Source organism: Actinacidiphila sp. bgisy145 (assembly GCF_057708125.1).
In genome coordinates this window covers 34,734-61,188 of the sequence record NZ_JBYIRL010000015.1, presented here as the reverse complement: position 1 = coordinate 61,188, position 26,455 = coordinate 34,734, and the positions used below count along the sequence as shown (strand labels likewise).

25 protein-coding genes are annotated in these 26,455 nt (G+C 73.8%); 12 read left to right on the top strand and 13 right to left on the bottom strand.

Annotated features, from left to right (window positions below):
* Positions 1-68: 68 nt before the first annotated feature.
* Positions 69-1,061, bottom strand: coding sequence for an aldo/keto reductase (locus tag AC3ERT_RS15780; RefSeq protein WP_435174785.1), 993 nt, complete (start codon positions 1,059-1,061; stop codon positions 69-71).
* A 200-nt stretch (positions 1,062-1,261) separates the two neighbouring features.
* Positions 1,262-1,699, bottom strand: a complete 438-nt coding sequence (locus AC3ERT_RS15775) for a hypothetical protein (RefSeq protein ID WP_435174782.1) — start codon at positions 1,697-1,699, stop codon at positions 1,262-1,264.
* Positions 1,700-1,839: 140 nt separating this feature from the next.
* Here AC3ERT_RS15775 and AC3ERT_RS15770 point away from each other — a divergent pair, with 140 nt between their 5' ends.
* Positions 1,840-2,925, top strand: coding sequence for a LacI family DNA-binding transcriptional regulator (locus AC3ERT_RS15770; RefSeq protein ID WP_435135135.1), 1,086 nt, complete (start codon positions 1,840-1,842; stop codon positions 2,923-2,925).
* A gap of 151 nt (positions 2,926-3,076) precedes the next feature.
* Here the strand turns inward: AC3ERT_RS15770 and AC3ERT_RS15765 are convergent, their stop codons facing one another.
* Complete coding sequence (locus tag AC3ERT_RS15765; protein WP_435174779.1) at positions 3,077-4,798, bottom strand: penicillin-binding transpeptidase domain-containing protein; 1,722 nt, start codon at positions 4,796-4,798, stop codon at positions 3,077-3,079.
* A 478-nt stretch (positions 4,799-5,276) separates the two neighbouring features.
* Between AC3ERT_RS15765 and AC3ERT_RS15760 the strand changes: the two genes are divergently transcribed.
* On the top strand, positions 5,277-7,001 hold the full coding sequence (locus AC3ERT_RS15760) for a carboxylesterase/lipase family protein (protein ID WP_435174776.1): 1,725 nt from the start codon (positions 5,277-5,279) through the stop codon (positions 6,999-7,001).
* Between the two features lie 67 nt (positions 7,002-7,068).
* Here AC3ERT_RS15760 and AC3ERT_RS15755 read toward each other — a convergent pair whose 3' ends face one another.
* Positions 7,069-7,803 carry a dienelactone hydrolase family protein gene (locus AC3ERT_RS15755; protein WP_435174773.1) on the bottom strand — a complete coding sequence of 245 codons (735 nt, stop codon included), beginning with the start codon at positions 7,801-7,803 and terminating at the stop codon, positions 7,069-7,071.
* Positions 7,804-8,102: 299 nt separating this feature from the next.
* On the opposite strand from AC3ERT_RS15755, the gene tgmA reads away from it, so the two are divergent.
* Genes tgmA through tgmC form a run of 3 tightly spaced genes read left to right on the top strand, consistent with a single transcriptional unit; the run spans position 8,103 to position 10,449 of the window.
* The gene (tgmA, locus tag AC3ERT_RS15750; protein ID WP_435174770.1) at positions 8,103-8,354 is read left to right on the top strand and encodes a putative ATP-grasp-modified RiPP; all 252 of its coding nucleotides are present in this window, start codon (positions 8,103-8,105) and stop codon (positions 8,352-8,354) included.
* A complete protein-coding gene (tgmB, locus tag AC3ERT_RS15745) occupies positions 8,351-9,319 on the top strand; it encodes an ATP-grasp ribosomal peptide maturase (protein ID WP_435174767.1) in 969 nt (322 codons plus the stop codon). The genes tgmA and tgmB overlap by 4 nt, the downstream gene beginning before the upstream one ends.
* Complete coding sequence (tgmC, locus tag AC3ERT_RS15740) at positions 9,316-10,449, top strand: ATP-grasp peptide maturase system methyltransferase (RefSeq protein WP_435174764.1); 1,134 nt, start codon at positions 9,316-9,318, stop codon at positions 10,447-10,449. The genes tgmB and tgmC overlap by 4 nt, the downstream gene beginning before the upstream one ends.
* Before the next feature lie 9 nt (positions 10,450-10,458).
* Here tgmC and AC3ERT_RS15735 read toward each other — a convergent pair whose 3' ends face one another.
* Together AC3ERT_RS15735 and AC3ERT_RS15730 are read right to left on the bottom strand one after the other, a co-directional pair.
* Entirely contained in the window at positions 10,459-10,908 is a 450-nt protein-coding gene (locus AC3ERT_RS15735; protein ID WP_435174761.1) for an SRPBCC family protein, read from the bottom strand.
* 39 nt (positions 10,909-10,947) lie between these two features.
* Positions 10,948-12,513 carry an SDR family NAD(P)-dependent oxidoreductase gene (locus AC3ERT_RS15730; RefSeq protein WP_435174758.1) on the bottom strand — a complete coding sequence of 522 codons (1,566 nt, stop codon included), beginning with the start codon at positions 12,511-12,513 and terminating at the stop codon, positions 10,948-10,950.
* 215 nt (positions 12,514-12,728) lie between these two features.
* Between AC3ERT_RS15730 and fahA the strand changes: the two genes are divergently transcribed.
* Complete coding sequence (gene fahA / locus AC3ERT_RS15725) at positions 12,729-13,967, top strand: fumarylacetoacetase (protein WP_435174756.1); 1,239 nt, start codon at positions 12,729-12,731, stop codon at positions 13,965-13,967.
* A 21-nt stretch (positions 13,968-13,988) separates the two neighbouring features.
* Here the strand turns inward: fahA and AC3ERT_RS15720 are convergent, their stop codons facing one another.
* A complete protein-coding gene (locus AC3ERT_RS15720) occupies positions 13,989-14,834 on the bottom strand; it encodes a UbiA family prenyltransferase (RefSeq protein WP_435135229.1) in 846 nt (281 codons plus the stop codon).
* A gap of 134 nt (positions 14,835-14,968) precedes the next feature.
* Here AC3ERT_RS15720 and AC3ERT_RS15715 point away from each other — a divergent pair, with 134 nt between their 5' ends.
* Genes AC3ERT_RS15715 through AC3ERT_RS15705 form a run of 3 tightly spaced genes read left to right on the top strand, consistent with a single transcriptional unit; the run spans position 14,969 to position 17,623 of the window.
* Entirely contained in the window at positions 14,969-16,042 is a 1,074-nt protein-coding gene (locus AC3ERT_RS15715; RefSeq protein WP_435174753.1) for a type III polyketide synthase, read from the top strand.
* 7 nt (positions 16,043-16,049) lie between these two features.
* Entirely contained in the window at positions 16,050-16,610 is a 561-nt protein-coding gene (locus AC3ERT_RS15710) for an isoprenylcysteine carboxyl methyltransferase family protein (protein ID WP_335979429.1), read from the top strand.
* Entirely contained in the window at positions 16,607-17,623 is a 1,017-nt protein-coding gene (locus AC3ERT_RS15705; RefSeq protein WP_435174750.1) for an NAD(P)/FAD-dependent oxidoreductase, read from the top strand. Before AC3ERT_RS15710 ends, AC3ERT_RS15705 begins: the two co-directional genes overlap by 4 nt.
* Before the next feature lie 51 nt (positions 17,624-17,674).
* Here AC3ERT_RS15705 and AC3ERT_RS15700 read toward each other — a convergent pair whose 3' ends face one another.
* Positions 17,675-18,322 (bottom strand): DUF6529 family protein, encoded by a 648-nt coding sequence (locus tag AC3ERT_RS15700; RefSeq protein WP_435174748.1) that lies wholly within the window; start codon positions 18,320-18,322, stop codon positions 17,675-17,677.
* Positions 18,280-18,852, bottom strand: a complete 573-nt coding sequence (locus AC3ERT_RS15695; protein WP_435135108.1) for a COG4315 family predicted lipoprotein — start codon at positions 18,850-18,852, stop codon at positions 18,280-18,282. Before AC3ERT_RS15695 ends, AC3ERT_RS15700 begins: the two co-directional genes overlap by 43 nt.
* Before the next feature lie 269 nt (positions 18,853-19,121).
* On the opposite strand from AC3ERT_RS15695, the gene msrA reads away from it, so the two are divergent.
* Positions 19,122-19,637 carry a peptide-methionine (S)-S-oxide reductase MsrA gene (gene msrA, locus AC3ERT_RS15690; protein WP_435135105.1) on the top strand — a complete coding sequence of 172 codons (516 nt, stop codon included), beginning with the start codon at positions 19,122-19,124 and terminating at the stop codon, positions 19,635-19,637.
* Between the two features lie 104 nt (positions 19,638-19,741).
* Here the strand turns inward: msrA and AC3ERT_RS15685 are convergent, their stop codons facing one another.
* Entirely contained in the window at positions 19,742-20,593 is an 852-nt protein-coding gene (locus AC3ERT_RS15685; RefSeq protein WP_435174746.1) for a discoidin domain-containing protein, read from the bottom strand.
* 15 nt (positions 20,594-20,608) lie between these two features.
* Positions 20,609-22,207, bottom strand: coding sequence for an alkaline phosphatase D family protein (locus tag AC3ERT_RS15680; RefSeq protein WP_435174743.1), 1,599 nt, complete (start codon positions 22,205-22,207; stop codon positions 20,609-20,611).
* A gap of 323 nt (positions 22,208-22,530) precedes the next feature.
* On the opposite strand from AC3ERT_RS15680, the gene AC3ERT_RS15675 reads away from it, so the two are divergent.
* Together AC3ERT_RS15675 and AC3ERT_RS15670 are read left to right on the top strand one after the other, a co-directional pair.
* Positions 22,531-23,181 (top strand): VOC family protein, encoded by a 651-nt coding sequence (locus AC3ERT_RS15675; RefSeq protein ID WP_335979414.1) that lies wholly within the window; start codon positions 22,531-22,533, stop codon positions 23,179-23,181.
* Positions 23,182-24,086: 905 nt separating this feature from the next.
* Positions 24,087-24,284: a DUF397 domain-containing protein gene (locus tag AC3ERT_RS15670; RefSeq protein ID WP_335979411.1), complete on the top strand. Its 198-nt coding sequence runs from the start codon at positions 24,087-24,089 to the stop codon at positions 24,282-24,284.
* A 362-nt stretch (positions 24,285-24,646) separates the two neighbouring features.
* Here the strand turns inward: AC3ERT_RS15670 and AC3ERT_RS15665 are convergent, their stop codons facing one another.
* The gene (locus tag AC3ERT_RS15665) at positions 24,647-25,330 is read right to left on the bottom strand and encodes a hypothetical protein (RefSeq protein WP_435174739.1); all 684 of its coding nucleotides are present in this window, start codon (positions 25,328-25,330) and stop codon (positions 24,647-24,649) included.
* Between the two features lie 50 nt (positions 25,331-25,380).
* Positions 25,381-26,232, bottom strand: a complete 852-nt coding sequence (locus AC3ERT_RS15660) for a helix-turn-helix domain-containing protein (RefSeq protein ID WP_335979407.1) — start codon at positions 26,230-26,232, stop codon at positions 25,381-25,383.
* Between the last annotated feature and the right edge of the window lie 223 nt (positions 26,233-26,455).

Genomic DNA, 26,455 nt, shown 5'->3' with positions numbered 1-26,455 from the left:
GATATGTACCGCCGCACGGCAGCCGGACCGGGGACCCCCCGGGGGCCGGGCCGGGGCCGTACCACCGCTCAGCCCCGGGCGACCTCCGCGGTGTGCGCGGGGGTGTAGCGCTCGCCCCTCACCTGGTCGCTCAGCGGGTCCAGCGCGGCCAGCGCCTCGGCGTCCAGGGTGAGTTCCAGCGCGGCCGCGTTCTGCTCCAGCCGGGCCGGGCTGCGGGTGCCCGGAATGGCCGCCACCGCCACCCCGAGCCGCTCGGCCTGGGCGTACACCCAGGCCAGCGCCACCTGGGCCGGGGTGGCACCCAGCCGGTCGGCCACCTCGCGCACGGTCCGCGCGATCTGCTCGTTGGCCTCGCCCGCCGCGCCGGCGAAGCGGGGGTTGCCGCGCCGGAAGTCCTTCTCGCCGAGCGCGGAGCGGTCCAGGGTGCCGGTCAGGAACCCCCGCCCCAGCGGCGAGTACGGCACCAGCCCGACCCCCAGCTCGGCCATCACCGGGGTGACCGCCTCGACGTCGCGGGTCCACAGCGAGTACTCGCTCTGCACCGCGGCGATCGGGTGCACCGCGTGCGCCCGGCGCAGCAGCGTGCCGTCGACCTCGGACAGGCCCAGGTGGCGTACCTTGCCCGCCCGGACCAGCTCGGCCATCGCGCCGACGGTCTCCTCGATCTCCACGTCCTGGGGCGGGCGGTGGGCGTAGTACAGGTCGATCACGTCGACGCCCAGCCGCAGCAGCGAGGCGTCGCAGGAGCGCAGGACGTAGTCCCGGGCGCCGCGGATGCGGCGGGCCCGGTCGCCGGCGCTGCGGTCGATGCCGAACTTGGTGGCGAGCTGCACCTGGTCCCGGCGGCCGTGGACGGCCCGGCCGACCAGCACCTCGTTGTGCCCGGTGCCGTAGGCGTCGGCGGTGTCGAGGAACGTGACGCCCAGGTCCAGGGCCCGGCCGATGGTGGCCAGGCCGCCGTCCCAGTCGGCGGCGCCGTAGCTCTCGCTCATGCCCATGCACCCCAGGCCCATCGCGCTGACGGTGAGACCGGGTGAGCCCAGCGTGGTTCGGGTGATCATGTGCGGACACTCCTCCTGCCCGGCGGGCCGGGCGGTACGTCAAAGGCTGGTGAACGCCGCTGACGCTAGGACCTGGAGGGCGCTCGAAGGCAAGCCGGCAGTCCCGCACCCCGCCGGCGGGTCGGGCGTGGCAGGCACGGCGGGGCGGCGGGCACGGCATGCGCGGACCGGGGGCCCGGGCCGTACGGAGGCCGGGCCGGTCAGGCGGGAGGGGCCGGCGGAGTGCCCAGGGTGAGGGCGCCGTTGATGTCGCGGGCCTGGACGAAGGGGGCGTTCTGGGTACCGCCACTGATCGTGTTGTGGACCACGCTGATCGGGGCGGCTTCGGGCGGGGCACCCAACTCCGCCAGGAGCGCCCGCAGTTCGGCGGCCGCCGCCGGGTCGGCGCGCAGGACGCGGCGCAGCCGGGCCCGCCACTCCTCTTCGACGTCGGCCGCGGTGCCGGTGTCGCCGGACTGCCGGGCGGCCACCACTTCCGTACGGGCTGCGTCGAGTTGGCCGTCGACCGCGGTATCGTCGCCGCCGCGGGCGAAGAAGGCGGCGAGCCGGCCGCGGACGTGGCTCCACCCGTCCTGGACCATGAGCTGCACCAGCGTGGTCGCGCCGGACGCCGCAAGCGCGGTGAGTTCCGCCTCCACCTGTGCCTCCCCCGTCTCCCAGGTGCCCCGCGCCTCCCACCGTAGGGCACCTGCGCGCGCCGCCGCCGCGGGTTCGCGATACTGCTCCGGCAGGGCAGGCGCGTAAGGCGAAGGCGCGTGAGGCGAAGGGCAGGGGAACGATGGCGCGGGACACGTCGCGGGAGGCGCGGGAGGCGGCACCCGACGACGCGGGCGGCGCGGGCGGGCTGGCCCGGGTGGCCGCGGAGGCGGGCGTGTCCGTGTCGACCGTCTCGAAGGTGCTGCACGGCCGCTCGGACGTCGCCTCGCGCACCCGGGCGCGGGTGCAGCGGCTGCTGGAGCAGCACGGGTACGGTGCCGCGCCGCGCGGGCGGGCGGTGCCGACCGCGCTCGCCCCGGGCGGCCTGATCGACTTCGTGATCGGGGAGTTGGACGGCCCCTGGGCGGCCCAGCTGGTGCGCGGCGCCGAAGCGGCCCTGCACGCGGTCGGGATGGGCCTGGTCGTCTCGGCGACCCACGAGCGCGAGGGCGGCCCGGCCCGCAACTGGCTGGACGCGCTGGCCGAGCGGCCGACCCGCGGCGCGATCCTGGTCGTCCCGTCGCTGACGAAGGAGCACCGGGCCGAACTCGCCCGGCTGGGGCTGCCGTTCGCGCTGATCGCACCGGCCGAGGAACCGCCGCCGGGCGTGCCCTGGGTGGGGGCCACCAACTGGCCGGGCGGCCTCGCGGCGACCCGGCACCTCGTACGGCTGGGGCACCGCAGGATCGCGGTGATCGGCGGCCCGCCGGACCGGCTGGCCTCGCGCGCCCGGGTCGACGGGTACCGCTCGGCGCTGGAGGAGGCCGGGCTGCCCCACGACCCGGCGCTGGTCCGCTACGGCGACTTCTCCCGCGGCCCGGCGTACGACCACGCGCTCGACCTGCTGCGGCTGCCGGACCGGCCGACCGCGATCTTCGCCGGGAGCGACCAGCAGGCGCTGAGCACGTACCGCGCCGCGGACCGCCTGGGGTTGCGGGTCCCTACGGACCTGAGCGTCGTCGGGTTCGACGACCTCGACTTCGCGGACTGGGTCACTCCGCGGCTGACCACCGTCCGCACCCCGCTGCCGGAGATGGCGGCGGTCGCCACCCGCATGGTGCTCACGCTGCTGGCCGGGCAGGCGCCCGAGACCACGCGGGTGGAGGTGGCGAGCGAACTCGTCGTCCGCGACAGCACCGCGCCGCCGCCGCGGGCGCCGGGGCGGTAACGGTCGGGGCGCGCTGCGGACCGGGGCGCGGGCGCATCGCCGACGAACCGGTCGGCGCCTTCCGGGTGTTGGGCTCCCACGGCGCCGTCGACCGCGGGCCCGTGTGCGGACCGGAACGACCGCACCTCCGCGTCCACGGCCGGCGGGGCCGTCAGGACGCCCGCAGCACCTGCGCCACGATCGGGCCCGCCGAGGTGTTGCCGAACCCCGCGTCGTGGACGACCGCGGCGACCGCGACCCGGCCGGCGAACGCGGTGAACCAGCCGTTGGTGGCGGCCTGCCCGTCGACCTCCGCGGAGCCGGTCTTCGCCCCGGAGTCCGGCCCGAAGCCGCTCATCACGCCGGTGGCGGTGCCGTTGGTGATCGCGCCGCGCATCAGCTCCCGCAGGTCGCCCGACACGCGCGAGCCGACGCCGGCCGCGGTGATGCGTCCGTTGATCATCCCGGCGGCCACGATCCGCGGCTCGTGGAAGCTGCCGGTGGCCGCGGTCGCGGCGACCGACGCCATGATCAGCGGGTTCGCCACCACCCGGCCCTGCCCGATCATCTCCGAGGTCAGCTCGTCGGCGCCGGTGCCGTCGGGGAAGCCCGGCTGGTCGTCGGGCGTGGCGGTGCCGATGTTCCACGGCTGGGTGAGGCCGAACTGCGCGGCGGTGTCGCGCAGTCCGTTCGCGCCGAGCTTGGGAGCCTGCGTGATGAAGCCGGTGTTGCAGGAGTTGGCGAAGTCCCAGAGCAGGTCGGCGTTCGCGTTGTGCAGGCTCGGCGAGTCGTTGTGGTACATCCGGCCGTTCTGCACGTTGTCCGTGCTGTTGCAGGGCGCCGCGGAGCCCGGGCCCATGCCGCGTTCGATCAGCGCGGCGGACGTCACGATCTTCATCGTGGAGCCGGGGGCGTCGGCGCCCTGCAACGCGATGTCGGTGCCGCTCGGGTCGCTGTTGGCCACGGCCAGGATGGTGCCGTCGTCGATGTCCAGCGCGGTGACTCCCGCGCCGTTCTTGCCCTTCACCGCCTTCTCCGCGGCCGCCTGCACACCCGCGTCCAGCGTCGTCCGCAGCTTCTTGTCCGTGCCCTTGCGCAGGACCTTCAGCACCTTGCCCTGTGTCCCGTCGCTGTGCTGCACATACGTCTCCAGGCCCGCGGTGCCGCCCTTGACCTGGTCGCCGTGGCGGGACTTGAGGTCCTCGATGATCCTGGCCAGCGACGGGTAGGCGGCGGCGGTGAGCGCCTTCCCGTTCCGGTCGGTCACGTCGATCGCGGGTGCCCCGCCCGTGCCCGTGACGATCGAATCGCCCTCCCCCAGCTCCGGGTTGATCACGGACGGCTGCCAGGTGACGACCGGTGCGCCGGTGCTGTCGTGGTCCACCGCCAGCGACGAGGCGTACGTCCAGGTGGTGGCGACGCCGTCGGCGGACAGGTGGGCGGTGACCGTGAAGTCGGCTTGGCCGCCGCCCGCGGGGGTGGCGGTGGCCGGGGCGGCCGGGGCCGTCGTGGCGGCCGTCGCCGTCGCGCCCGCCGTCGCGCCCGCCGGGGTCGCGGTGACCGTCGGGACGATGCCGCTGATCGCCAACGACGTGACGTGGCCCTGGCTGCGGAAGCCGGTGAGGGCCGTCGTGGCGGTCTGCGGCGAGTCCGTCAGCGCCGCCGCCTTCGCGATCTCACCGCCGGACCACGCGGTCAGGAACTTGCCCGCCGTGTCCGCGACCTGCTTCACCGTCAACGGCCCCGGTGTCGCGGCCGCCGTGGACCCGCTGTGCCCGCCCCCCGAACCGTCCAGCGCCGTGTACACGTTGTAGGCCCCGTACCCGGCCACGCCGAACATCCCCGCACACACGACGCCTATGACGCCGATCTTCACACCTCTCGCAACGGGCACGGCCCGCTCCCCCCTTTGTGTCTGTGAACGCCCCCGCGCGCCCACTGCGATGCGCGCGCCCAGCATAGGGCGCCTGGCCAGGAGCCCGGCCCCCGCACACCGCCGCCCCGCGGCGATCCGGTGAAAACACGGCGAACCCCCGGCGAACTCCGTCCCGTTGGACCGGGTAATCCGCCGCGGGAACACGGCGGCGCATTCGCGCCCGGCATCTTCTTTCCACCTGAACGCACTCTTGATAAAGTCGCGCCGAGATCCCCCGCTGCCGATTAACCGGAACGTCACGCACACGTGTTCCCGGTGAAACTCCGACGTCTCCGGTACGTCAATGCGCTGCGCGGCCACGGCCGTTGGTAGGCGCGTCATCGCCGCGGCGCCGTCATGTCACGCCGTATTGCCACATTCCCGTGTTCCCGCGTTCCCGTATTCCCGCATTCGACCTGTTCCCGCATTCGACCCACTCCGCGATGGAAGTCCACGAATGATGAGATCTGTTCAGTCCGTCTTGCGGCGGTTCCGGCTGTTCGGTCCGGTCGCGCTCACCCTGCTCCTGATAGCCGGCAGCGGTTTCTTCGCCGGCTCGGCGGGAGGGGCGGCCTCCGCCGCCGACGCCGTCTCGGCCGCCGACGCCTCCGCCACCGCCACCACGTCCGCTGTCTCCTGTACGGCCGGTACGACGGTGCGGCCCGCCGCCGGCCCGCTCTGCGGCATCGACAAGGACGCGACCCGGAACTATCTCGGCGTGCCGTACGCCGCCGCGCCCGTGGGCGACCTGCGCTGGCGGGCACCCCAGCCGCGTACCCCCTGGACCAGCGTGTTCAGCGCCGTGCGGGAGGGCGCCGCGTGCCCGCAGCCGGCCGTGGACGGGGAGGCGCCGCCGGCCGTGATGAGCGAGGACTGCCTGAACCTCGACATCCAGGAGCCGACGACCGCCACGCCGGGCGCCAAGCTGCCGGTGATCGTCGACATCCACTTCGGCGGGTTCCTCCTCGCCAACCCGCTGGACAACTCCGAGATCGCCTCGAACGGCCACGCGGTGGTCGTGTCCATCAACTACCGCCTCGGCATCCTCGGCTTCCTCGCGGACAAGTCCCTCGGCGCGCATTCGGGCGACTACGGTCTCCAGGACCAGTACATGGCGCTGCGCTGGGTGCGGCAGAACATCGCGGCTTTCGGGGGCGACCCGGAAAACGTCACGCTGGAGGGCTCGTCGGCCGGCGGGGCCAGTGTGTGTGCCGCCATGGCGTCGCCCGAGGCGAAGGGGCTCTTCCAAAAGGGAATCAGCGAGAGCGGGTTCTACAACTACAACGACGACACCATCTGGTGGACCGCGGACTGCAAGTCCGACCTTCCCACCGAGGCGCAGGCGCAGGAACTCGGCGCCTCGTTCGCGGCGAAGGTCGGGTGCGGGTCGTCCGGCGACGTGGCGGCCTGCCTGCGGGCCGTGCCCGAGGACACGCTCGTCACCGCGGCGGGACAGCTCTTCACCCCGACCAGCGGCGGCGCGATCGGTCCCATCGTCAACGGCACGACGCTGCCGGTGTCGCCGGCCCAGGCGTTCGCCACCGGGCGGATCAACCAGGCGAGCCTGGTCATCGGGGTGGCCCGCGACGAGATCAACGGCAGCATCTACCAGCCGTCGGTGCTCGCCACCACCCCGGCGCAGTACAAGGCCCTGCTCACCCAGCAGTTCGGGAACAGCACCGCCGCGGTCATGGCCCGCTACCCGCTGGCGCGCTACCCCGACTCCTCCCCGCTGATCGCCTACCGGACGGTCATGGCCGACGCCTTCAGCGTCTGCCCGTCCCTCCGCGCGGCGGCCGAACTGGCCCGGCACACCGCCGTGTTCTCCTACGTCTTCGACGACACCGACGCGCTCTCCCCCAACGGGGGCTACCCGCTCGGCTCGCCCCACAGCGGCCAGGTCGTCTACCTCTCCCCCGACTTCTTCGAACCCCCGGCCGTCCAGTTCGACCCCGACCAGGCCGCGTTCCGCGACCAGATCGTCGCCCAGTGGTCCGGCTTCGCCCGCACCGGCAATCCGACCGTCGACGGCGCCCCCGCCTGGTCGCCCTTCCGCAACACCTCCGGCGCCACCGGCGGGCTCGTCATGGACCTGGCCCCGGCCGGGGACAGCGTCCTCACCCCCGCCTCCGTCCTGGCCCAGCAGCACAACTGCGGCTTCTGGCAGCAGACGAACGGCTAGGCAGGCAGCCGCCGTTGCCCCGGCCGGCCGTCACGCGCGGCCGGCCGGGGCAACGGCCCGGGGGCGGTCAGGGCGTCCGGAGGGTGCGGGCCAGGAGGGGGAGCAGGCGGGTCCAGTGGCGTCGCAGCCCGGCAGGGTCGAAGGCGTCGGTGTCGGACATGGTGAAGCCGTGGACGGTGCCGGGGTAGACCTCGGAGGTGGAGGCGATGCCGGCGGCTGCCAGGTTCCGGTCGAGCTCGGCGAGGGCGTCCGGCGTCATGTCGCCCTCGGCGTGGCCGAAGTGGACCTCGGCGGTCAGCCGGGCGAGGTCGTCGGGCCCGACGGCGCCCACCGGTGCGTGGAACGCGGCGACGGCGGCCACCTGGTCCGGGTGGGCCACGGCGGTGCGCAGCGCCAGCAGTCCGCCGACGCAGTAGCCGGTCACCGCGACCGGCCCGGCGGCGACCTCGGGCCGGGCGGCGAGGTACCGCAGGTACGCCTCCGCGTCGCTCAGGACGCGGTCGGTGGTGTGCGCCTTGATCAGCGGCATCACCTGCGCGAACACCGCGGGCCGGGTCTCCGCCCCGATGTACGCGGGCAGTTCGACCACCGGCGTCGGGCCGTGGCGGTAGAAGTAGTTCGGCACCAGCACGTAGTACCCGTGCCCGGCCAACTCCTCGGCCAACTCCCGCACCACCGGCCGGATACCGAACCCGTCGGCGTACATCAGCACCCCGGGGTGCCGCCCGCCGCCCTCCGGCAGCGCCGCGAACCCGTCGGCCACCCCGTCCGCCGTCGGAACGTGCACCGTCTTGATGGACATCAGCTCTCCTGTCGTCGTCGATCCTCCACACCCCTGACCAACGCGACGAAGGCGGCCCCCGCCCGGCGCTCAGAACACCCCCGGGTCACCCATCCGTGCATGGCGCGACGCCGTCCCGGTCCTCATACCCCCGGAGCATACCCACGGGTCGTCACCCGGAGGCCGGTGGGCCGACCACTTCTGCGCCATCACGTGCGCGTTCGTTCTTGTGTTGCCCGGCGAGAGCGTCAAGTCCAGTGCGTTCGGGGGCTTTTGAGGCGGGTAGCCATAGCGTGTCCCGCTGATGAAGGAGGATGTGGGTGACTTATTCGACGCCGAAGCCATGGGGGCTGACCCGGATGAGACCGTTCCCGGTGTCGGCCGCCGTCGTCGCGGGCAACGTCGTACTTGACGCGGAAAGCCAGACCGGACGATGGATCGGACCGGATGAATGCAGCGCGCAGAGCATGGCGCGCCACAAACGGAGCGAGACCAGCAAAGAGACCAAGACGAAGACCTCACTCGACGGAAACTCCGATGAAGGCAGTGACCAGGAAGGGGACACTGATTGACCAGGCCGTCGCCTGTCCTTGTCGTCACCCGACTCGACGACGTGACGGCCGACGGTGTCATCGCGGAACTGGGGCAGCGCGCGGTTCCCGTGGTCCGCCTGGACCCCGGGGACTTTCCCGCGGACGTCACCGTGAGCGTCCGCACCGGGTCGCTCGGCCTCACCGGTGATATCCGCACACCGACCCGTACGGTCGCGTTGGACCGGGTCCGGTCGGTGTTCTGGCGACGGCCTCGGCCGTACACGGCGCGGGCCGGGCTTGAGGACCGAGACGCCCAGTGGTGCATTGACCAGGCCCGGTACGGGCTCGGCGGCATCCTGGCGTCGCTGCCGGAAACGCACTACGTGAACCATCCCTGGCTGAACCGTGCCGCCGAGTACAAGCCTGCCCAGCTCTCGGCAGCCGCCCGATACGGGTTCCGCGTTCCGCCCACGCTTGTGACGAACGACGTGGACGAGGCCCGGCGATTCGTGGCCAGGTACGGGCCGGCCGTCTACAAGCCGCTCTACAACAGCGAATACGCCGACGCCGACGGACACGGGCTGACAGTCTGGGTGGAAGAAGTCACGTCCGAGGAACTGGACGCGGGGGTTGGCCATACCGCACATCTTTTCCAGCAGCGGGTGGCCAAAGTCGCGGACATCCGACTCACCGCGGTGAGCGGTTCCCTGTTCGCCGTGCGGATCGACGGCTCGCCCGGCTTGGACTGGCGCCGACACTATGACGACCTCTCGTACAGCACGATCGACACGCCGCACGACGTGGCGAAGAGCGTATGCGGCTACCTCTCGCACTTCGGCCTGACGTACGGTGCTTTCGACTTCGGGCTCGACGCCGCGGGCAGGTGGCACTTCTACGAGTGCAATCCGAACGGCCAGTTCGCGTGGTTTCCCGAACCCATCACCACTCGCATCACCGCAGCCATCGCCGATCAGCTGGAGTACCCCGGACGGGACCGCACATGACCACCAGCGCCTTGCTCCGCCAGGAACTCGCAGCTGAACTCACCCTGGGCGGCGGAATCACCGACCCCGCGTGGCGGGCTGCCGTGGAGGCCGTGCCCCGCGAACTCTTCCTGGGGGAGAGCGTCTTCCGCCCGGAGGGGGCGGGGTGGGAGCCCGTTCGCCGCGGCCAGGTCGGGGACGAGGAGTGGCTGCGGCTGGTCTACTCGAACACCACGTGGGTGACCCAGGTCGAAGGTGTCAGCGCCGACAGCGCCCGCGGAGCGATGACCGGGCGCCCCACGTCGTCCGGCACCCTGCCCTCCCTCGTCGTGCGGATGCTGGAACTCGCCGACGTCGAGGAAGGTGACAAGGTCCTCGAGATCGGGACGGGCACCGGCTACTCCACCGCGATCCTGTGCCACCGGCTCGGCGAGGAGGCCGTCTACTCCGTCGAGTACGACGAACACCTCTCCGCCGGCGCAGCGCAACGGCTCCGCGCCGCGGGGTTCGCGCCGCATCTCGTCACCGGGGACGGCCTGCGGGGCTGCCAGGCGGGCGCGGAGTACGACGCGGTCGTCGCCACGTGCGCGGTGCGCAGCATCCCACCGTCGTGGCTGTGGCAGCTGCGGGACGCGGGTGGCGTGGTGACAACGCTCAGTGGGTGGATGCTCGCCTCGGGTCTGATCCGGCTCGTCGTCGACGACGAGGGCGTGGCGCGCGGCCGGTTCACCGGGGACGAGGTCTCGTACATGCTCGCCCGCCCCCATGAGCGCCCGCCCCGGCCCACCTACTATCCGCACCCGGGCGCCGCCCGCACGACGCCTGTCGATCCCGCCGTGCTGGACGACTGGACCGGCCGTTTCGTCGCGCAACTGGCGGCGCCCTCGGCGGAGTTGGTGCGCACCGCGGAAGGCGTGGCCCTGCTCGACGTGGCGACGGGTTCGCAGGCGTGGACAGAGCCGGACGGCGGTGGCTGGACCGTGCACCAGGACGGCCCGCTCCGGTTGTGGGACCAGGTCGAGGACGCACTGACGCAGTGGCAGCAGGAGGGTGCGCCGGACCAGAGCGCGTTCGGCATGACCGTGACCGAGTGGGACCAGACGGTGTGGCTCGGCGACCCGGACGGGCCGAGTTGGCGGCTGCCGACGTGACCCCGCGGGTCAGGCGGGGGTGGTGAGGAGGGTGGTGAGGGCGCGGGTGAAGAGGGGGCGGGCGGTGAGGGTGGTGGGGCGGGCGAAGAGGGGGTCGGGGAGGCCCCGGACGCGGAGGTCCTCGCGCCAGCGGACGTGGGTGCCGGGGGTGGTGGGCGAGGGGCGGACGGAGAGTTCGGCCCAGCCGAGGACGACCCGGCCGGTCTTGACCAGGCGGCATTGTCCGCGGCCGTCGGCGCCGGGCGGCTGCCACTCCTCGACGCGCATGGGGTCGGCGAAGGAGAGCGGGCCGAAGCCGGTGCGGGCGACGAAGACGGTGCCGGCGCCGGACGGGGGCGGGGTGAGCACCTCGATCCGGGTCAGCGGCACCGTGGCGGTGTGGCGTTCCCAGGCGGTCAGGCGCCGCCACGCCTCGTCCGGCGGGAGGTCGGTGGTGCGTTCGACGGTGAAGAGGGCCACCCGGCAAGGGTAGGCCGCGCGCTCACACCGCCCGGGCCCTCACCACGCCGAGGGGCGGTAGTCCTTGAGGAAGCAGCCGTAGAGGTCCTCGCCGCGCTCGCCGCGCACCACGGGGTCGTACACGCGGGCGGCGCCGTCGACGAGGTCGAGCGGGGCGTGGAAGCCCTCGGCGGCGAGCCGCACCTTGTCCGGGTGCGGCCGCTCGTCGGTGATCCAGCCGGTGTCGACCGCGGTCATGAGGATGCCGTCGGTCTCCAGCATCTCCTGCGCGCTGGTGCGGGTGAGCATGTTGAGCGCGGCCTTGGCCATGTTGGTGTGGGGGTGGCCTGGGCCCTTGTAGCCGCGGCTGAACTGCCCCTCCATGGCGGAGACGTTCACGACGTACTTGCGCCGGGCGGTGGCCGCCGCCATGGCCGGCCGCAGCCGGCTGATGAGGACGAACGGCGCGGTGACGTTGCAGAGCTGGACCTCGAGCAGTTCGACGGGGTCCACCTCGCCGACGGTCTGCACCCAGGTGTTGCTGGCGTCGAGGTCCGGTACGAGCCCGCCCGCGTCGATCGCGGTGCCCGCCTCGATCCGGGCGAGCGAGGCGGAGCCGCTGACCAGGGCGAGGCCGGTGACGTCGTCGGGGGTGAGCAGTTCACCGCGCGGTGAGGGCAGCGCGGCGGCGGTCTGCGCGCCCGACCCGAAGGCGCCGAGCACCTCGGAGGCGGGCAGCTCCCCGGCGGGCAGCGGCGCGCTCTCGGCGGCGACCAGCTCGCTGTAGGCGCGCGGCGAGCGGCGTACGGTCTGGGCGGCGTTGTTGATGAGGATGTCCAGCGGCCCGCCGGCGGCGACGGAGTCGGCGAGCGCGACCACCTGCGCCGGGTCGCGCAGGTCGATCCCGACGATCTTCAGCCGGTGCAGCCAGTCCGCGCTGTCCGGCATCGCCTTGAAGCGGCGGATCGCGTCGTTCGGGAAGCGCGTGGTGATCGTGGTGTGGGCGCCGTCGCGCAGCAGCCGCAGCGCGATGTACATGCCGATCTTGGCCCGGCCGCCGGTGAGCAGCGCGCGCCGCCCGGTCAGGTCGGTGCGGGCGTCGCGGCGGGCCCGGTTCTCGGCCGCGCACGGCGGGCACAGCTGGTGGTAGAAGGCGTCGACCTCGACGTAGCGGGTCTTGCAGACGTAGCAGGAGCGGGGCCGCTCCAGGATGCCGGCGAGCTCGGTGCTCACGGAGGTGGCGAGCTGGATGCCGAGGGTCTCGTCGTCGATCCGGTCGGCGGCGCCGGTGGCGGTGGCCTCGGTGACGGCCTTGTCGTTGGCGGTCTTGGCGGCCCGGCGCTCCTGGCGGCGGCGCTGCTTGACCGTGCGGTAGATCCCGGCGGTGGCACGGCGTACGGCGATCGCGTCGGGGTGGTCGACCGGGAGGTCGTCCAGCTCGGCGAGGACGGCCAGGCACAGCGCGAGGCGCTCGGGGTCGATCCCGGGGACGTCCGAGGGGTCGGCCGGGGGCACGACAGCGGCAGCGGCACCGGCACCGGCGGGGTCGCCGTCGTCGGGCAGGCCCTCGCCGCCGTGGGCCGGGTCCGGCCCGGGCCCGTACAGGTCCTGCGTGGTCGCCGTCATGAAACCGCTGCTCTCCGTGTGATCCCCATGGGTGCCGGGTTCTGCGCCCCGCCCACCCGTGGGGCGAACTTTACGTTTGCCGCCCGGGCAGCTCCAAACCCGATTGCCGCCCCGCCCCGCGCCGCCCCCGATACCCTCGGGACGTTTCCGTGATCATCGCGACCACGGCACCGCCCGCACCGCACCAGCCGCACCCGCACCCCCGTGGAGGTCCGTTGAGCCCCGCCGACCCGTTCGACCTCCCGCACGACGCGCCCTACGGCGTGCACAACCTCCCGTACGGCGTCTTCAGCACCCCCGCCGACCCCGCCCGCCGCCGCCTCGGCGTGCGCTACGGCGACCACGTGCTGGACGCCGGCGCCGCCGCCCGCGCCACCGGCGCCCCGACCGACCTCGCGGACCTGCTGGCCGCGCCGTCGCTCGGCCCGCTGCTCGCCGCGGGCCGCCCCGCCTGGACGACGGTGCGCGCCGCGCTCACCTCCTGGCTGACCGCACCGGAGCACCGCGCCGCCGTCGCGCCCTGCCTGCTGCCGCTGACGGACACGGTGCCGCACCTGCCGTTCGAGGTCGCGGACTACGTCGACTTCTACGCCTCGGAGCACCACGCCTCGAACGTCGGGCGGATCTTCCGCCCGGGCGCCGACGCGCTGCCGCCGAACTGGAAGCACCTGCCGATCGGCTACCACGGCCGGGCGGGCACCGTGGTGGTGTCCGGCACCGACGTCGTACGGCCCTGCGGGCAGCGCCGGGAGCCCGGCGAGCAGGAGCCGTCGTACGGGCCCTCGGTGCGGCTGGACATCGAGGCGGAGGTCGGCTTCGTGGTCGGCACGCCCTCGGCGCGGGGCGAGCGGGTCGCGCTCGCCGACGCCGACGACCACGTCTTCGGGCTGTGCCTGCTCAACGACTGGTCCGCGCGGGACATCCAGGCGTGGGAGTACGTCCCGCTGGGGCCGATGCTCGGCAAGTCCTTCGCCACGTCGGTGTCGGCGTGGGTGACGCCGCTGGACGCGCTGCGGTACGCGCGCACCGACCCGCCGCCGCGCGACCCGGCCCCGTTGCCCTACCTCGACGACCGCGCCGCACCCGTCCCGTACGGCCTGGACCTCGCGCTGGAGGTGCGGCTGAACGGGCACGTCGTCGCCCGGCCGCCGTTCGCCGGGATGTACTGGACGTACGCGCAGATGCTCGCCCACCTCACCGTCAACGGCGCCTCGCTGCGCACCGGCGACCTCTTCGGGTCCGGCACCGTCAGCGGGCCGGTGCGCGAGACCCGGGGGGCACTGATCGAGCTGTCCTGGAACGGCGCGGAGCCGCTGCGGCTGCCCGACGGCACCGAGCGGGCGTTCCTTGAGGACGGCGACGAGGTGGCGATCTCGGCGACCGCGCCGGGCCCGGACGGCGCCCGCCTCGCGCTGGCCGAGGTGCGCGGCCGGGTCCGGCCCGCCCGCCCCTGACCGCGACCGGCGCCGCGGCCCTCACGCCAGCGCGCCGCCGTGCGCGAGGAGCAGGACGACCGCGGTGACGGCCATCGCCAGCGTGGTGAGGAAGGGCGCCCGGCTGCCGGTGCCGGCGCCCGCGGTGCGCACCGTGGCGACCGCCAGCCCGCCGGTCACCGCGAGTGCGGCCCACCCGGCGCGGCCGACCGGCCCGGGCGGCCCGAGGACGAGGACGACGGCCGCGGCCAGCAGCGGCACCGGCGCGAGCAGCCGGCTGCGGCGCCGCCCGATCCGCTGCGGCAGCCCGCGCACCCCCGCGGCCAGGTCCGCGTCGATGTCCGGCAGCACGTTCGTCACATGGGCGCCGACCCCGAGCAGCGCGCCCGCCGCGACCGCCCAGCCCGGCGGGCCGGGGTGCCCGGGCAGGCCGAGCGTCACGAACGCGGGCAGCAGCCCGAACCCGACGGCGTAGGGCAGCCAGGACAGCGCGGTGCGCTTCACGCCCAGATTGTACGCCCAGGCCGCCGCCACCCCGGCCAGGTGCGCGGCGCCCGCCGCGGCCCCGCACGCCAGCGACGCCACGACGCACACGGCGAGCGCCGCGGCGGCCGCGGCCGCGGCGGTGGCACGCGCCGGCACCCCGGCGGCCAGCGGCTTGTCCGTACGGCCGGCCGCGCGGTCCCGGTCGGCGTCCACCACGTCGTTGCACCAGCCGACCGACAACTGGCCGCCGAGCACCGCGACCGCGACCGCCGCGCACCCGCCCGGGCTCTGCCCGGACGCGGCCGCGAGCGCCGTCACCAGCACGGTCACCGCCGCGGTCGGCTCCGGGTGCGACGCCCTGACCAGGCCCCGCACCGCGCCGCCGCGCACCCTCGCCTCCATTGCCACGTCCGCCACGCTAGGCGGCCCGGGCACGGCAGCGGCCCCGGCTCGCCGCGCCCGCGACGGGTGGGTCGTCCGGGCGGCTCTCGGTCGCGCCTGGCCGGATTTGCGGTAGTTCTTCCTATGCTGAGGCGATGAGCCGAATCGTGGGCGTCCACGCTGTGCTGCCGCCGCACCGGTACGAGCAGCGCGACATCGCGGACGCCCTCGTGGCGATGGGGGCGGTGGGCGGGCAGGGCCGGGGCGTGCTGGACCGCTTCCACGCGGCCTCGACCGTCAAGTGCCGTTATCTGGCCCTGCCGTTGGAGCAGTACGCCGCCCTGGACGGCTTCGGCGCGGCGAACGCCGCGTACGTCGACGCGGCCACCCGCCTGTCGGAGGAGGCGCTCCGGGGCGCCCTGGCACGCGCGGAGCTCGCCGCCGACGACGTGGAGCTGGTGGTGTCGACGTCGGTGACGGGCCTCGCGGTGCCGTCGGTCGAGGCGCGGCTGGCCGCCCGGTGCGGGCTGTCCCCGCACGTCAGACGGGTGCCGATCTTCGGGCTCGGCTGTGTCGCGGGCGCGGCCGGGCTGGCGCGGGTGCACGACTACCTCGAAGGGCACCCGGCGGGCGTGGCGGTGCTGCTGTGCGTGGAGCTGTGCTCGCTGACGGTCCGCCCCGGCGAGCCGTCCGCGGCGGGCATGGTGGCGAGCGCCCTGTTCGGCGACGGCGCGGCCGCGGTGGTGGCGGTGGGCCGGGACCACCCGGCGGCGCGGACGGCCCCGCCCGGCCAGGGCCCGTGGACGGTGGCGACCCGCAGCCGCCTCTACCCCGACACCGAGGGGCTGCTCGGCTGGGAGACCACCGACCGCGGCTTCCGGATCGTGCTCGGCCCCGACCTGCCGGACACGGTGCTGCGCCATGTCGGCCCGGAGGCACGGGACTTCCTCGCCGGCCACGACCTGAAACCGGTCGACGTCGGCGGCTGGATCTGCCACCCGGGCGGCCCGAAGATGCTGGAGGCGGTCCGGGCCGGCCTCGATCTGCCCGCCCGCGCCCTGGAGCCGTCGTGGCGCTCGCTGGCGAAGGTCGGCAACCTCTCCTCCGCGTCGGTGCTGCACATCCTGCGCGACATCCTCGACGGGCCGCTGCCGCTGGCCGGGACGCCCGGGCTGATGGTGTCGATGGGCCCGGGCTTCAGTTCCGAACTCGTCCTCCTGACCTGGTAGGCCGCTGATGACGTCCTTCGCCCCGCCCGCCCCGTACACCGTGCTGGTGGCGCTGGTCGCCGTCGAACGGCTGGCCGAACTCCTCACCGCGCGGCGCCACACCGCGTGGAGCCGCGCCCGCGGCGGCGTCGAGCACGGCCGCGGCCACTACCCGGCGATGGTGCTGCTGCACACCGGGCTGCTGGCCGGGTGCCTGCTGGAGACCGGGTGGGGCGGGCGGCCGTTCACGCCCGCGCTCGGCTGGCCGATGCTGGTCCTGGTAGTGGCCGCCCAGGCGCTGCGCTGGTGGTGCATCCGCACGCTCGGGCCGCGCTGGAACACCCGGGTGGTCGTGGTGCCGGGGCTGCCGCTGGTGGCGGGCGGACCGTACCGGTGGCTGCGCCACCCCAACTACGTCGCGGTGGTCGTCGAGGGCGCCGCGCTGCCGCTGGTGCACGGCGCGTGGGTCACCGCGCTGTGCTTCACGCTGCTGGACGCGCCGCTGCTCGCGGTCCGGCTGCGCTGCGAGAACGCGGCGCTGGCCGCCGCCCCGGGCGCGGCGCCGGCCGTCGCGGTGGCCGCGCCGTGATCGACCTGCTCGTCGCCGGGGGCGGCCCGGCGGGGCTCGCCACCGCCATCCACGCGGCGCGGGCGGGCCTGGAGGTGGTGGTGGCCGAGCCCCGGCCGGGCCCGGTGGACAAGGCGTGCGGCGAGGGGCTGATGCCCGCGGCCGTGGCGGCGCTGTCCGGGATCGGGGTGGCCGTCGGCGGCCGCCCGCTGCGCGGCATCCGCTACGTCGACGCCCGCCACGCCGCCGAGGCGCGCTTCCGGGCCGGGCCCGGCCGGGGCGTACGGCGCACCGAACTGCACGCGGCCCTGGCCCGCCGGGCGGCCGAACTCGGCGTGCCCGTCCTGCCGTTGAAGGTCGACGCGGTACGGCAGGACGCGGACGGGGTGGCCGCCGCCGGCCTCACCGCGCGCTACCTCGCCGCCGCGGACGGCCTGCACTCCCCCATCCGGCGCGCCCTGGGCCTGTCCGGGCCGCCCGGCCCCGCGCCCGCCCGCTACGGCCTGCGGCGGCACTTCGCGGTGCCGCCGTGGAGCGACTGCGTCGAGGTGCACTGGTCCGCCCGCGCGGAGGCGTACGTCACGCCGGTCGGGCCCGACCTGGTCGGGGTCGCCCTGCTGACCTGCGACCGCGCGCCCTTCGACGAGCATCTGGCCGCCTTCCCGGCGCTCACCGCCCGCCTGCCGCCCACCGCGGCGACGGCGGTGCGCGGCGCCGGCCCGCTGCGGCAGCCGGTCCGGGCCCGGGTCGCCGGCCGGGTCCTGCTCGTGGGCGACGCCGCCGGGTACGTCGACGCCCTGACCGGCGAGGGCGTCTCACTGGCCGTGCGCGGCGCCGCGGAGCTCGTCCGCTGTGTGCGCGCCGGCCGGCCGGAGGCGTACGAACGGGCGTGGTCCGCGATGTCGCGGCGGCACCGCGCCCTGACCACGCTGCTGCTGCGGGCCCGCGGCTGTCCGGGGACGGCGGCCCGGATCGTGCCGGCCGCGGCGCGCTTCCCGGCGCTGTTCGCCGCGGTGGTCAACCGGCTCGCGTGACCCCGCGGGCCCCCCGACCCGGCTGGTACGGCCCGGCTCGTTCGCGGCCGGTCAGCCCGGCGGGAAGACGCTGGAGAAGCCGGGCACGGTGTAGCCGCCCAGTACCCACAAGGACGCGGTGTACCAGAGCAGGGCCGCCGTGACGAGCAGCAGCGAGCCCACGGCGGGGAGCAGCACCCCCGGCAGCCGCCTGCTGCGCACCACGATCACCTTCGCCACGAACGCGCCGTAGAAGACGCACCCGGCGAAGGAGTGCAGCGCCGCGCGCGCCGAGGTGGTCTCGATGCCGTACGTGACCAGGCAGTGGTAGGCGATCGGCAGCGAGAAAAGGAAGAGCAGGTAGCCGAGCACGCGGTGCCCGGTGCGTACGCGGGCGGGCGCGGCCGGCACCCGGGGGATGCGGCCGGTCATCCACAGCGCGATCCCGTACTGGAGCAGGACGAGGCAGAACAGGGCGCTGCCGAGCCGGGCCTTGAGGTCGATCGCGTCGATGCCGTGCTGCCCGTAGAGCCCGCTGGTGTAGTCGGGGGTGTGCTCCCGGCCGAAGACGTAGAGGCCGGCACCGACGGCGAAAGGCGCCAGGACGGCGAGCACGGCGAGGGCGGCGCGGGCACCCGGCCCGTGCCGCCGCCCGCCGGGCTCGCCGGCCTGCCCGCTCAGCTCGTGACCTGCTTGCCCTGGGCGTTCACGACGTACCACAGCGCGCCGAACTGCTTCAGGCCCTGGCCGTTGGTCTGCCCGGGGCTGGTGTCGCCGCTGTAGTAGTAGAGGGGGTGGCCGTTGTAGCTGACCTGGTTGATGCCGCCGGAGCGCTTGGCCACGCCGAGCATCTTCTGGTCGGCGCCCTTGCCGGGTTTGGCGGCGCCCTTGGTGGTCAGCAGCGGCGGCCAGGCCACGGCGCAGGCGCCGGTGCAGGTGGAGACGTTCTTCGTCTTGTCGGCGAGGAAGAGGTAGAGGGTGCGGCCCTTGCCGTCGACGAGGATCGTGCCGAGCTTGCCCGCGCTCTTGGTGGCGACGGTGGCCTGGCCCTTGGCGATCGCGGAGCTGACCGAGGCGGAGGGGCCGGTCGGGGTGGTCGCGGTGGTGGCGCCGCCGTAGCCGCCGGAGCTGTTGGCGCTCGGGGACGAGCCGGCGGCGGAGGTGGCTTTGGTGCTGGAGGAACAGCCGGCCAGTGCGGCGGCGATCAGGGCTGCGGCGGCGCAGGTGGCCACCCGGGCAGTGCGCTTCATCTGAGGGCTCCGAAAGGTGAGCGGGGAGACAGGATCACAGCGTCGCGCCGCGCCGCCCCGGCTCACGTGTCCGGCGCACGCACGCGCCTCCCGCTCCACCCTGACGGCGCATTTCCGTGCGGCCACCGGGGTTCGCGCCGTCGCCGCCATGGCGCAGACCCCCGCTGCGCGGCGGCTGCGCGGGTATGGAATCGCGGCGGGCCGGAAAGCGTTCACCTTCGTGCAGGATCGACGAGTACGCGAGCGAGCTCACGAGTGGGAGGACCGAGATGGCCGCGCAGACGCAGAGGGCCGTACTGGCCGGCGGGTGCTTCTGGGGGATGCAGGACCTGATCCGCCGGCAGCCGGGCGTGATCGCGACCCGGGTCGGCTACACCGGTGGCGACGTCCCGAACGCCACCTACCGCAACCACGGCACGCACGCGGAGGCGATCGAGATCCTCTTCGACCCCGAGCGCACCGACTACCGCGCGCTGCTGGAGTTCTTCTTCCAGATCCACGACCCCAGCACGCCCAACCGCCAGGGCAACGACATCGGGCTGAGCTACCGCTCGGCGATCTACTACGTGGACGACGCGCAGAAGGCCGTCGCCGAGGACACCATCGCCGATGTGGACGCCTCGGGGCTGTGGCCGGGCAAGGTCGTCACCGAGGTGGCGCCGGCGGGGCCGTTCTGGGAGGCGGAGCCGGAGCACCAGGACTACCTGGAGCGGTATCCGGAGGGGTACACGTGCCACTTCCCGCGGCCGAACTGGAAGTTGCCGGTGCGGGCGGACCGGGGCTGAGGCCGTAGGGCCGGGGCGCGGGCCGGGGGCCTGTCGGTAGGGGCGCCGGGGCGTGTCGGCAGGGGCGGGGCGCCAGGCCCCGCCCCCTTTGCGGCGGTGCGGGGTCAGGACGCGTACGCCTCCAGCTCCGCGACGCGGGAGTAGGTCGGTCCTTCGTTGCTGGCGAGGGTGACCACGCGCAGGGCGGTCGCCGTCTGCGGGGTGAAGGCCGAGGCGGCCTCGGCCGCGGTGTTGTCCCGCACCTGGGCGACGGTCTGCCAGCTGCCGTCGGTCAGCAGTTCCACGTCCCACGCGGACAGGCCGTAGCCGGCCGCGGGGTACTTCGCCGAGTCCAGCGTGTACAGGTCCACCCGGCCGACGGTGGTGGGCTCGTCGAAGGTGACCTGGAGCCAGTCGGGGAAGCTGCCCTTGGTGGCGTCGTTCCAGCCGCCCCCGGCGCCCCACTTCGCGGAGGTCCGGTCGCCGTCCACCGCCCCGCAGGCCGGGTAGTTGGGCAGGTTCTCCGACGACGCGGAGACCTGCATGTAGCGCACCAGGTTCCCCGTGTCGTTGACCGGCGCCGCGTTGACGTGCACCGGCAGGGACAGCTGCTGGTCGCCGGCGTGCACGCTGATCGTGTAGTCGCCCGGCGGCGTCGTACGCGGCGCGGACACGTCGATCTCCACCTTGAGCGTGTACCCGGGCGGCAGGTAGCTGGAGACCAGCGAGCGGGACACCGTCAGCGGCGCGGGCGCGTCGATGAACGCGTCGGCGTACACCGCGGCGGAGCCCGCGTTGCCGAACTGCAACTGGAAGCCCTGCACGGCGCAGGGCACCGGGTCGACCAGCACCTGGCCGACGTCGGAGCCGAGCGTGAGCTGCTGGCCGGCCGCCGCGGCCCGGCCCGGCGCGAACACCGCGCACAGCAGCACCACGGCGGCCGCGGCCAGCCCGCGCAGCCCCCGCGAAGTCGTCACTCGCATGCTCTCCCCCTACGCCGGGTTGAGGCCGGGGTGCCCGGCCTCGACGGTGAACTTCCTGATCGTGCTGATCGGCGCGCCGACCTGGTCGATGTACGGCACCGCGCGGTAGGACGCGTGCAGCGCGTGCGGGGTCAGCTCCACCACGATGTAGCCGCGCCGTTCGTTGACGAGCTTCAGGTGCGGGTTGTGGTCCAGGAAGTTCTGGCCGTTGACGGAGACGTCCACGCCGTTGCCGCCGCTGCTGATCGAGGTGCCGACCAGTTCCACGCCGATCGTCGGCGAGTCCGGGTCGTCGAAGTCGCGCTTGATGTCCATCGCGTACGCGGCGTGCACGTCGCCGGTGACCACCACGGGGTTGCGGGCGCGCAGCCCGGCCAGCCCGTCGAGCAGGGCGGTCTGCTCGGCGGTGTAGCCGTCCCAGGCGTCCATGTTGTACGTCGGGGTGCCGCTCGCGTCCAGGTCCATCCGGCTCAGCACGACCTGGTTGGCGAGCAGGTTCCAGGTGGCGTGCGAGGCGCGCATCCCGTCGAGCAGCCAGCGCCGCTGCTGCGCGCCGGCGAAGGTGCGGGCGGGGTCGTCGCGGCCGGGGTTGTCCGGCTTCCACAGGTCGCCGTCGGCCTGGTCGGAGCGGTACTGCCGGGTGTCGAGCACGTTGACCTCGGCGAGCCGGCCGAAGGTGAGGCGGCGGTAGAGCAGGTAGTCCGGGCCCTGCGGCGCGGGGGTGCGCAGCGGCATGTGCTCCCAGTAGGCGCGGTAGGCGCTGGCCCGGCGGACGGTGAAGTCGTCGATGGGGGCGAGGGTCTTGGAGTACAGGCCCGCGTAGTTGTCCTGCACCTCGTGGTCGTCCCAGGTGCCGATCCAGGGCGTGTTCTGGTGGGCGGCTTGCAGGTCGGGGTCGGACTTGTACAGCGCGTACTGGAGCCGGTAGCGGTCGAGGGTGTCGGCCTCGGTGCGGAACTGGTCGGGCACCGGGTCGGCGGTGTTGCGCAGCCCGCCCGCGGCGGAGATGCCGTACTCGTAGATGTAGTCGCCGACGAACAGCACCGCGTCGACCTCCTCGGCGGCGAGGTGGGCGTGCGCGGTGTAGTAGCCGTCGGGCCAGGACTGGCAGGAGGCCACGGCGAAGGTGAGCCGGTCCGGGCGGTCGCCGGGCGCGGGCGCGGTCTTCGTCCGCCCGACCGGGCTGAGGTGGCCGTCGGATCTGAAGCGGTACCAGTAGTGGCGGCCGGGCCGCAGCCCGCGCACGTCGACGTGCACGCTGTAGCTGTACTCGGGCTGCGCGGTGGCGGTCCCGGAGCGCACGACGTGCCGGAACCGCTCGTCGCTGGCGACCTGCCAGCTCACCGGCACCGCGTGGTAGGGCATGCCGCCCAGCGGCTCGTACGGCTGGGGGGCGAGCCGGGTCCAGATCACCACCGCGTCCGGCAGCGGGTCGCCGGAGGCGACACCGAGGGTGAACGGGTCGCCCGGTAACGGCGTGTCGGCGCCCGCCGCTGCCGCGTGCGCCACGTTGACGCCGAAGGCGAGGGCGGTCGCCGCGCCCGTCACGGTGAGGAACCGCCGCCGGGTGTGCCGGGCCGCCTGCGGTGGGAATGCGTCGGATGTCACGTGTGAGGCTCCTTCCAACGTCGGGCGGCCGCCCCGGAAGTTCGGGCGGCCGCCTGTTCATTAGCAAGGTGCCATATGGCCGCCGTACGGCCTCCAGGCGTGCGCAAGATGACCGGAATCCGTCCGAACTCCGCTCCTTCGGGGGTGTTCGCCGGCCCGCACCGGCAAAGGTGCACCCGGCGGGACGGGCCGGCGGGACGCCCGGCGGGACGGGGTGCGGGCGGTCGGGGCCGCGCCGCCGCCCGGGTGGAATCCGGCGGCCCGCCACGGCCGCGCCGCCCGCCTGGGGCACCGCCGGGCCCGGCGGTGTTACGTTGCCGCGCATGGTCGAACGCATCACACCGAGGCAGTTCCACGAGGCGGCCGGGGTCGACGACTGGCGGGTGCTCTTCGACGGCGCGAGCGCGTACTTCCGCACCGGGTCGTTCGCGACCGGCGTGCGGCTGGTGGACGCGATCGGCGCCCTCGCGGACTCCGCGAACCACCACCCCGACGTGGACCTGCGCTACCCGGGCGTGACGGTGCGGCTGACCACCCATGAGGTCGGCGGGCTCAGCGAGCGCGATGTCGCCCTGGCCCGGGCGATCTCCGGGGCGGCCCGGGAGTTGGGCGCGCCCGCCGACCCGGGCGCGCTGAAGTCCGTGCAGATCACGGTGGACGCCCTCGTCGGCCCGCAGGTGATGCCCTTCTGGCGCGCCCTGCTCGGCTACCGCGACGCGGGCGAGGCCGACCTGGTGGACCCCAACGGCAGCGAACCGCCCTTCTGGTTCCAGGAGATGAGCACCCCGCGCACCGAGCGCAACCGCCTCCACATCGACGTCGCGGTCCCCCACGACCAGGCCGAGGAGCGGATCGCCGCGGCCATCACCGCCGGCGGCCGCCTGCTCTCCGACGCCCACGCCCCCGCCTGGTGGACCCTCGTGGACCCCGAGGGCAACGAAGCCGACGTGGCCACCTGGATGTCCCGCGACTGACCCACCCACCCCTTACCGCTGCCCCGCCCCCTTCGCTCCTGCTCCCTTGCCCGTTGCCCCTGGCAACGGCTCCGGCACTCGCCTCTCAAGGAGAAGGTCCGACCCGCTGCCCCGGGGCACGTATTTTCCATATTTCCCTCACGGGAACTACATTCCGCGATCATGCGAGCACACGTGGCAGTTCGGCTCGCGCTCTTGGCATAGTCATAAGTCAAATGACCACCCGAATGGCGCGGATCGGGGTTCACAACCTAGTGGACCCGCACACAGGGATGGGCCGAAATCGAGCAGCGACGGGCAGATTCACCCGGGAACGTACCGCTTCCGCCTTCTTGGCCGCCGCCGCACCGGGCTCGGGCGGCGCCCGCGGAATCCGGGAATCCCAGCCGCTGGCCCCGCCCGCAGACGTACCAAAGCCCACTACCTCGCAGGTGAACGGGGCGAGTTCGCCCACGACCGGCCATCGGCCGCTTCGACGCCCCCGCCACCAGGCTTCGTTGATGGGGTGTCAAACATGCCCCGCATAAGCCGGTGCGCGGCACGATCGGGCGACCGCGCGTACGCCGGCTCGCTATTGGCGTTCGGGCGCGCCCGAGCGGGCGTTCGTAGCCCTCTCATCGAGACCATGACCGCCTGCAGCCGCCGCACATGCCCTTCGGTATGCTTCTTGCCACCGGTCGACCCGGTGCTTTAGCGTTCAACGCGGGCTGGGTTGTGTCTTGCCACCGCAAAATGGGTATCCCCCTTATTCGGAGGCGCGGCACGGCTATGGACCGCTCTGTGCGCGGAGACAGGTACTGCGGAATTCCACCGCACCATTTCCGCTCACCGAAGCGATCCGGACCGAGCGGCGCGCGACTGCGGGACCGGCCTACGACCGGCCGGTTGGGGGGATGGTGATCTTGATGCCCGACACGTCCGGCGGATGGCGCAAGAGCAGCTTCAGCGGAAACGAGTACGAGTGCGTGGAGGTGGCTCTCCATACCGACCAGGTGCGGGCTCGCGACTCGAAGGACCGTACCGGCCCTCAGTTGGTGTTCCCGGCCCAATCCTGGCGCGAGTTCGTCGCGGCCGTGGCGACCGGGCAGTTCGGGACACCGTGATCGTCGTGGCGAGTGTGGGAGAGGCAGGCGCGTGAGCAGCACCGACGGCGAGGACCGCGTGCAGCGCTCCCGTGCCCCTTCACCGTCCGTGCCCGGCGCGCGGTGGCGGCGCCGGCTGGCGCTGGTCGCACTCGGCGCGGGCAGCGCCGCGTTCGTGCTCGTCGCCGCCGGCCTCACAGCACAGGTGGTGGACGGACCCGCGGCCCGGACCGCGGTGTGGCTGGCGACCGCGGTCGTCCTCACCGCCGCACTCGGCCTCGGGGCGGCGTGTGCCCAGGTGATACGGGCGCGACGTCGCTGCGCGCCCCCGTCCCCGTACCCGTCCCCGCCGGCATCCACTCCGGACGCGGTTCACCCCGACCTCACCCAGGCCCTGACGGCTGGTCAGGACCCGAGGTCCGGCCCGGACGGTCATGCGACCGGGGACTCGATGGACCCGCCGCCGGAGTCGCCGTGTGCTCCGACGCGGCCGGGCTCGTCCCGGAACCGTCGGCCGTCGACCGGCTGGTCGGCCCGCTGACGTCGTCCCGGTCCCCGCCCGCCGAGCGCGTCAGCGACGCGACGATCCGCTGGAGCGGCGGCCGCCTCCTGCCCGCCACGCACGCGGGCACCACGACTCCGACCAGTACGGTGGCCACGCAGCTCCCGACCGTACCGAGCGGAAGCAGGGCGCGGTGGTGCGACAGCTCCACCAGCACCGCCACCGGCAGGCCGCAGACCGCGAGGCACGGAAGGATCAGCCCGAACACGATGACGGTGCGCCGCTGCTGCTGCGCACGCGAGGTCTCCACCCGCCGAAGGGCATCGGCGTCGGCCGAGGTGCGACGCTCGTACGCTTCGGTCTCGGCGCCGATGCGCTCCATCTCCTGTGCGTGCCGACGCGCCCGGTACTCCAGCACCTGATCGAAGCGCCCCCGGTCGCCCAGCGCGCTCAGCAGCACGTCGTTGTCCGAGACGTGCCCGGCAGCCGACCGGTCCGCGCCGGGCTCGTCGTCGCCCGGGTCCGCACCGTCCTCAGCGCTGCCGTCCTGCGCAGTACTCCGCATTGTTGGCCTGAAACTCTCTCGGTCTCCAGCAAGAACCCGACGACAGGTGTTCAGTCCTTGCCGGTCTCCTCCTTGGCCTGCTCGATCAGCGCGCGGGCGGCCTCTCCGTGCCTGGCTCCGGCGGTGAGGACTTCGAAGCACTCCTGGTAGCGGGCCAGCAGGGCGAGGTCGTCCCCGGTGGTGACACTGCCGGTGGCCTGCTCCAGGTAGAGCACGTCGGCGTCGTCGGTGAAACCCAGCAGGACGAAGCTGCCCATCGTGCTGTAGTGCGCCCCGAAGTCCAGCGGCAGCACACTGAGGTCCACGCGCGGATGCCCGGCCACCTCCAGCAGGTGGTCCAGCTGTCCGCGCATCACCGCCGGGCTGCCGATCCGGCGGCGCAGTGCGGCCTCGTCGATCACGAAGGAGAGGTTCGCCGTCCCGTCGAGCAGGTGCGTCTGGCGGTCCTGGCGCAGTGCCGCCACCCGCGCCACCCGCGCCGGCTCGACCCGCGGCTCGAGAAGCGCCTCGGTGTAGCCGCCGGTCTGCAAGTGCCCCGGCACGACGACCGGATGGTAGGCGGACACCTGCTCCGCCGCACCTTCCAGGCCCAGATACTGGCCGAACGACGGGGACAGCACGTCGTGGTACTTCGCCCACCAGCTCGACCCCTTGCTGTTGCGGGCGTCCGCCACCAGTTGCTCCACCTGCGCCCGCTCGGTCACCTGGTAGAGATCGGCCAGCGCACGGACATCGGTGACGGACACACCGACCTGACCCGTTTCGATCCGGATCAGCTTCGACGGTGACCATTCCAGCAACTTCGCGGCTTCGCGCTGCGTCAGGCCGGCGTGCTCCCGAGCCCGGCGCAGGTCCCTGCGGAGTTTGCGCCTGGTCACGCTCGGGTCCACCGTTCGGGTCATGTCACTCCTTCGGCCAACTCGCCACGCGGGCGGTGACATCAGCACGTCCCGTGGCCAACTTCTCACTCTGCTAGGCGCATTGTGCGACTAGCTATTCGTCGCACTCTAGCTGACGCCCCGCCAGCAGAAGGTCGCACCTCGTGTTCCGAGGGTCACCGGTCGCAGTTGCCTGGGATGTTCCGGGCGGGCATACCGTGACCAAACGGCCGGCGCGCACATGCAG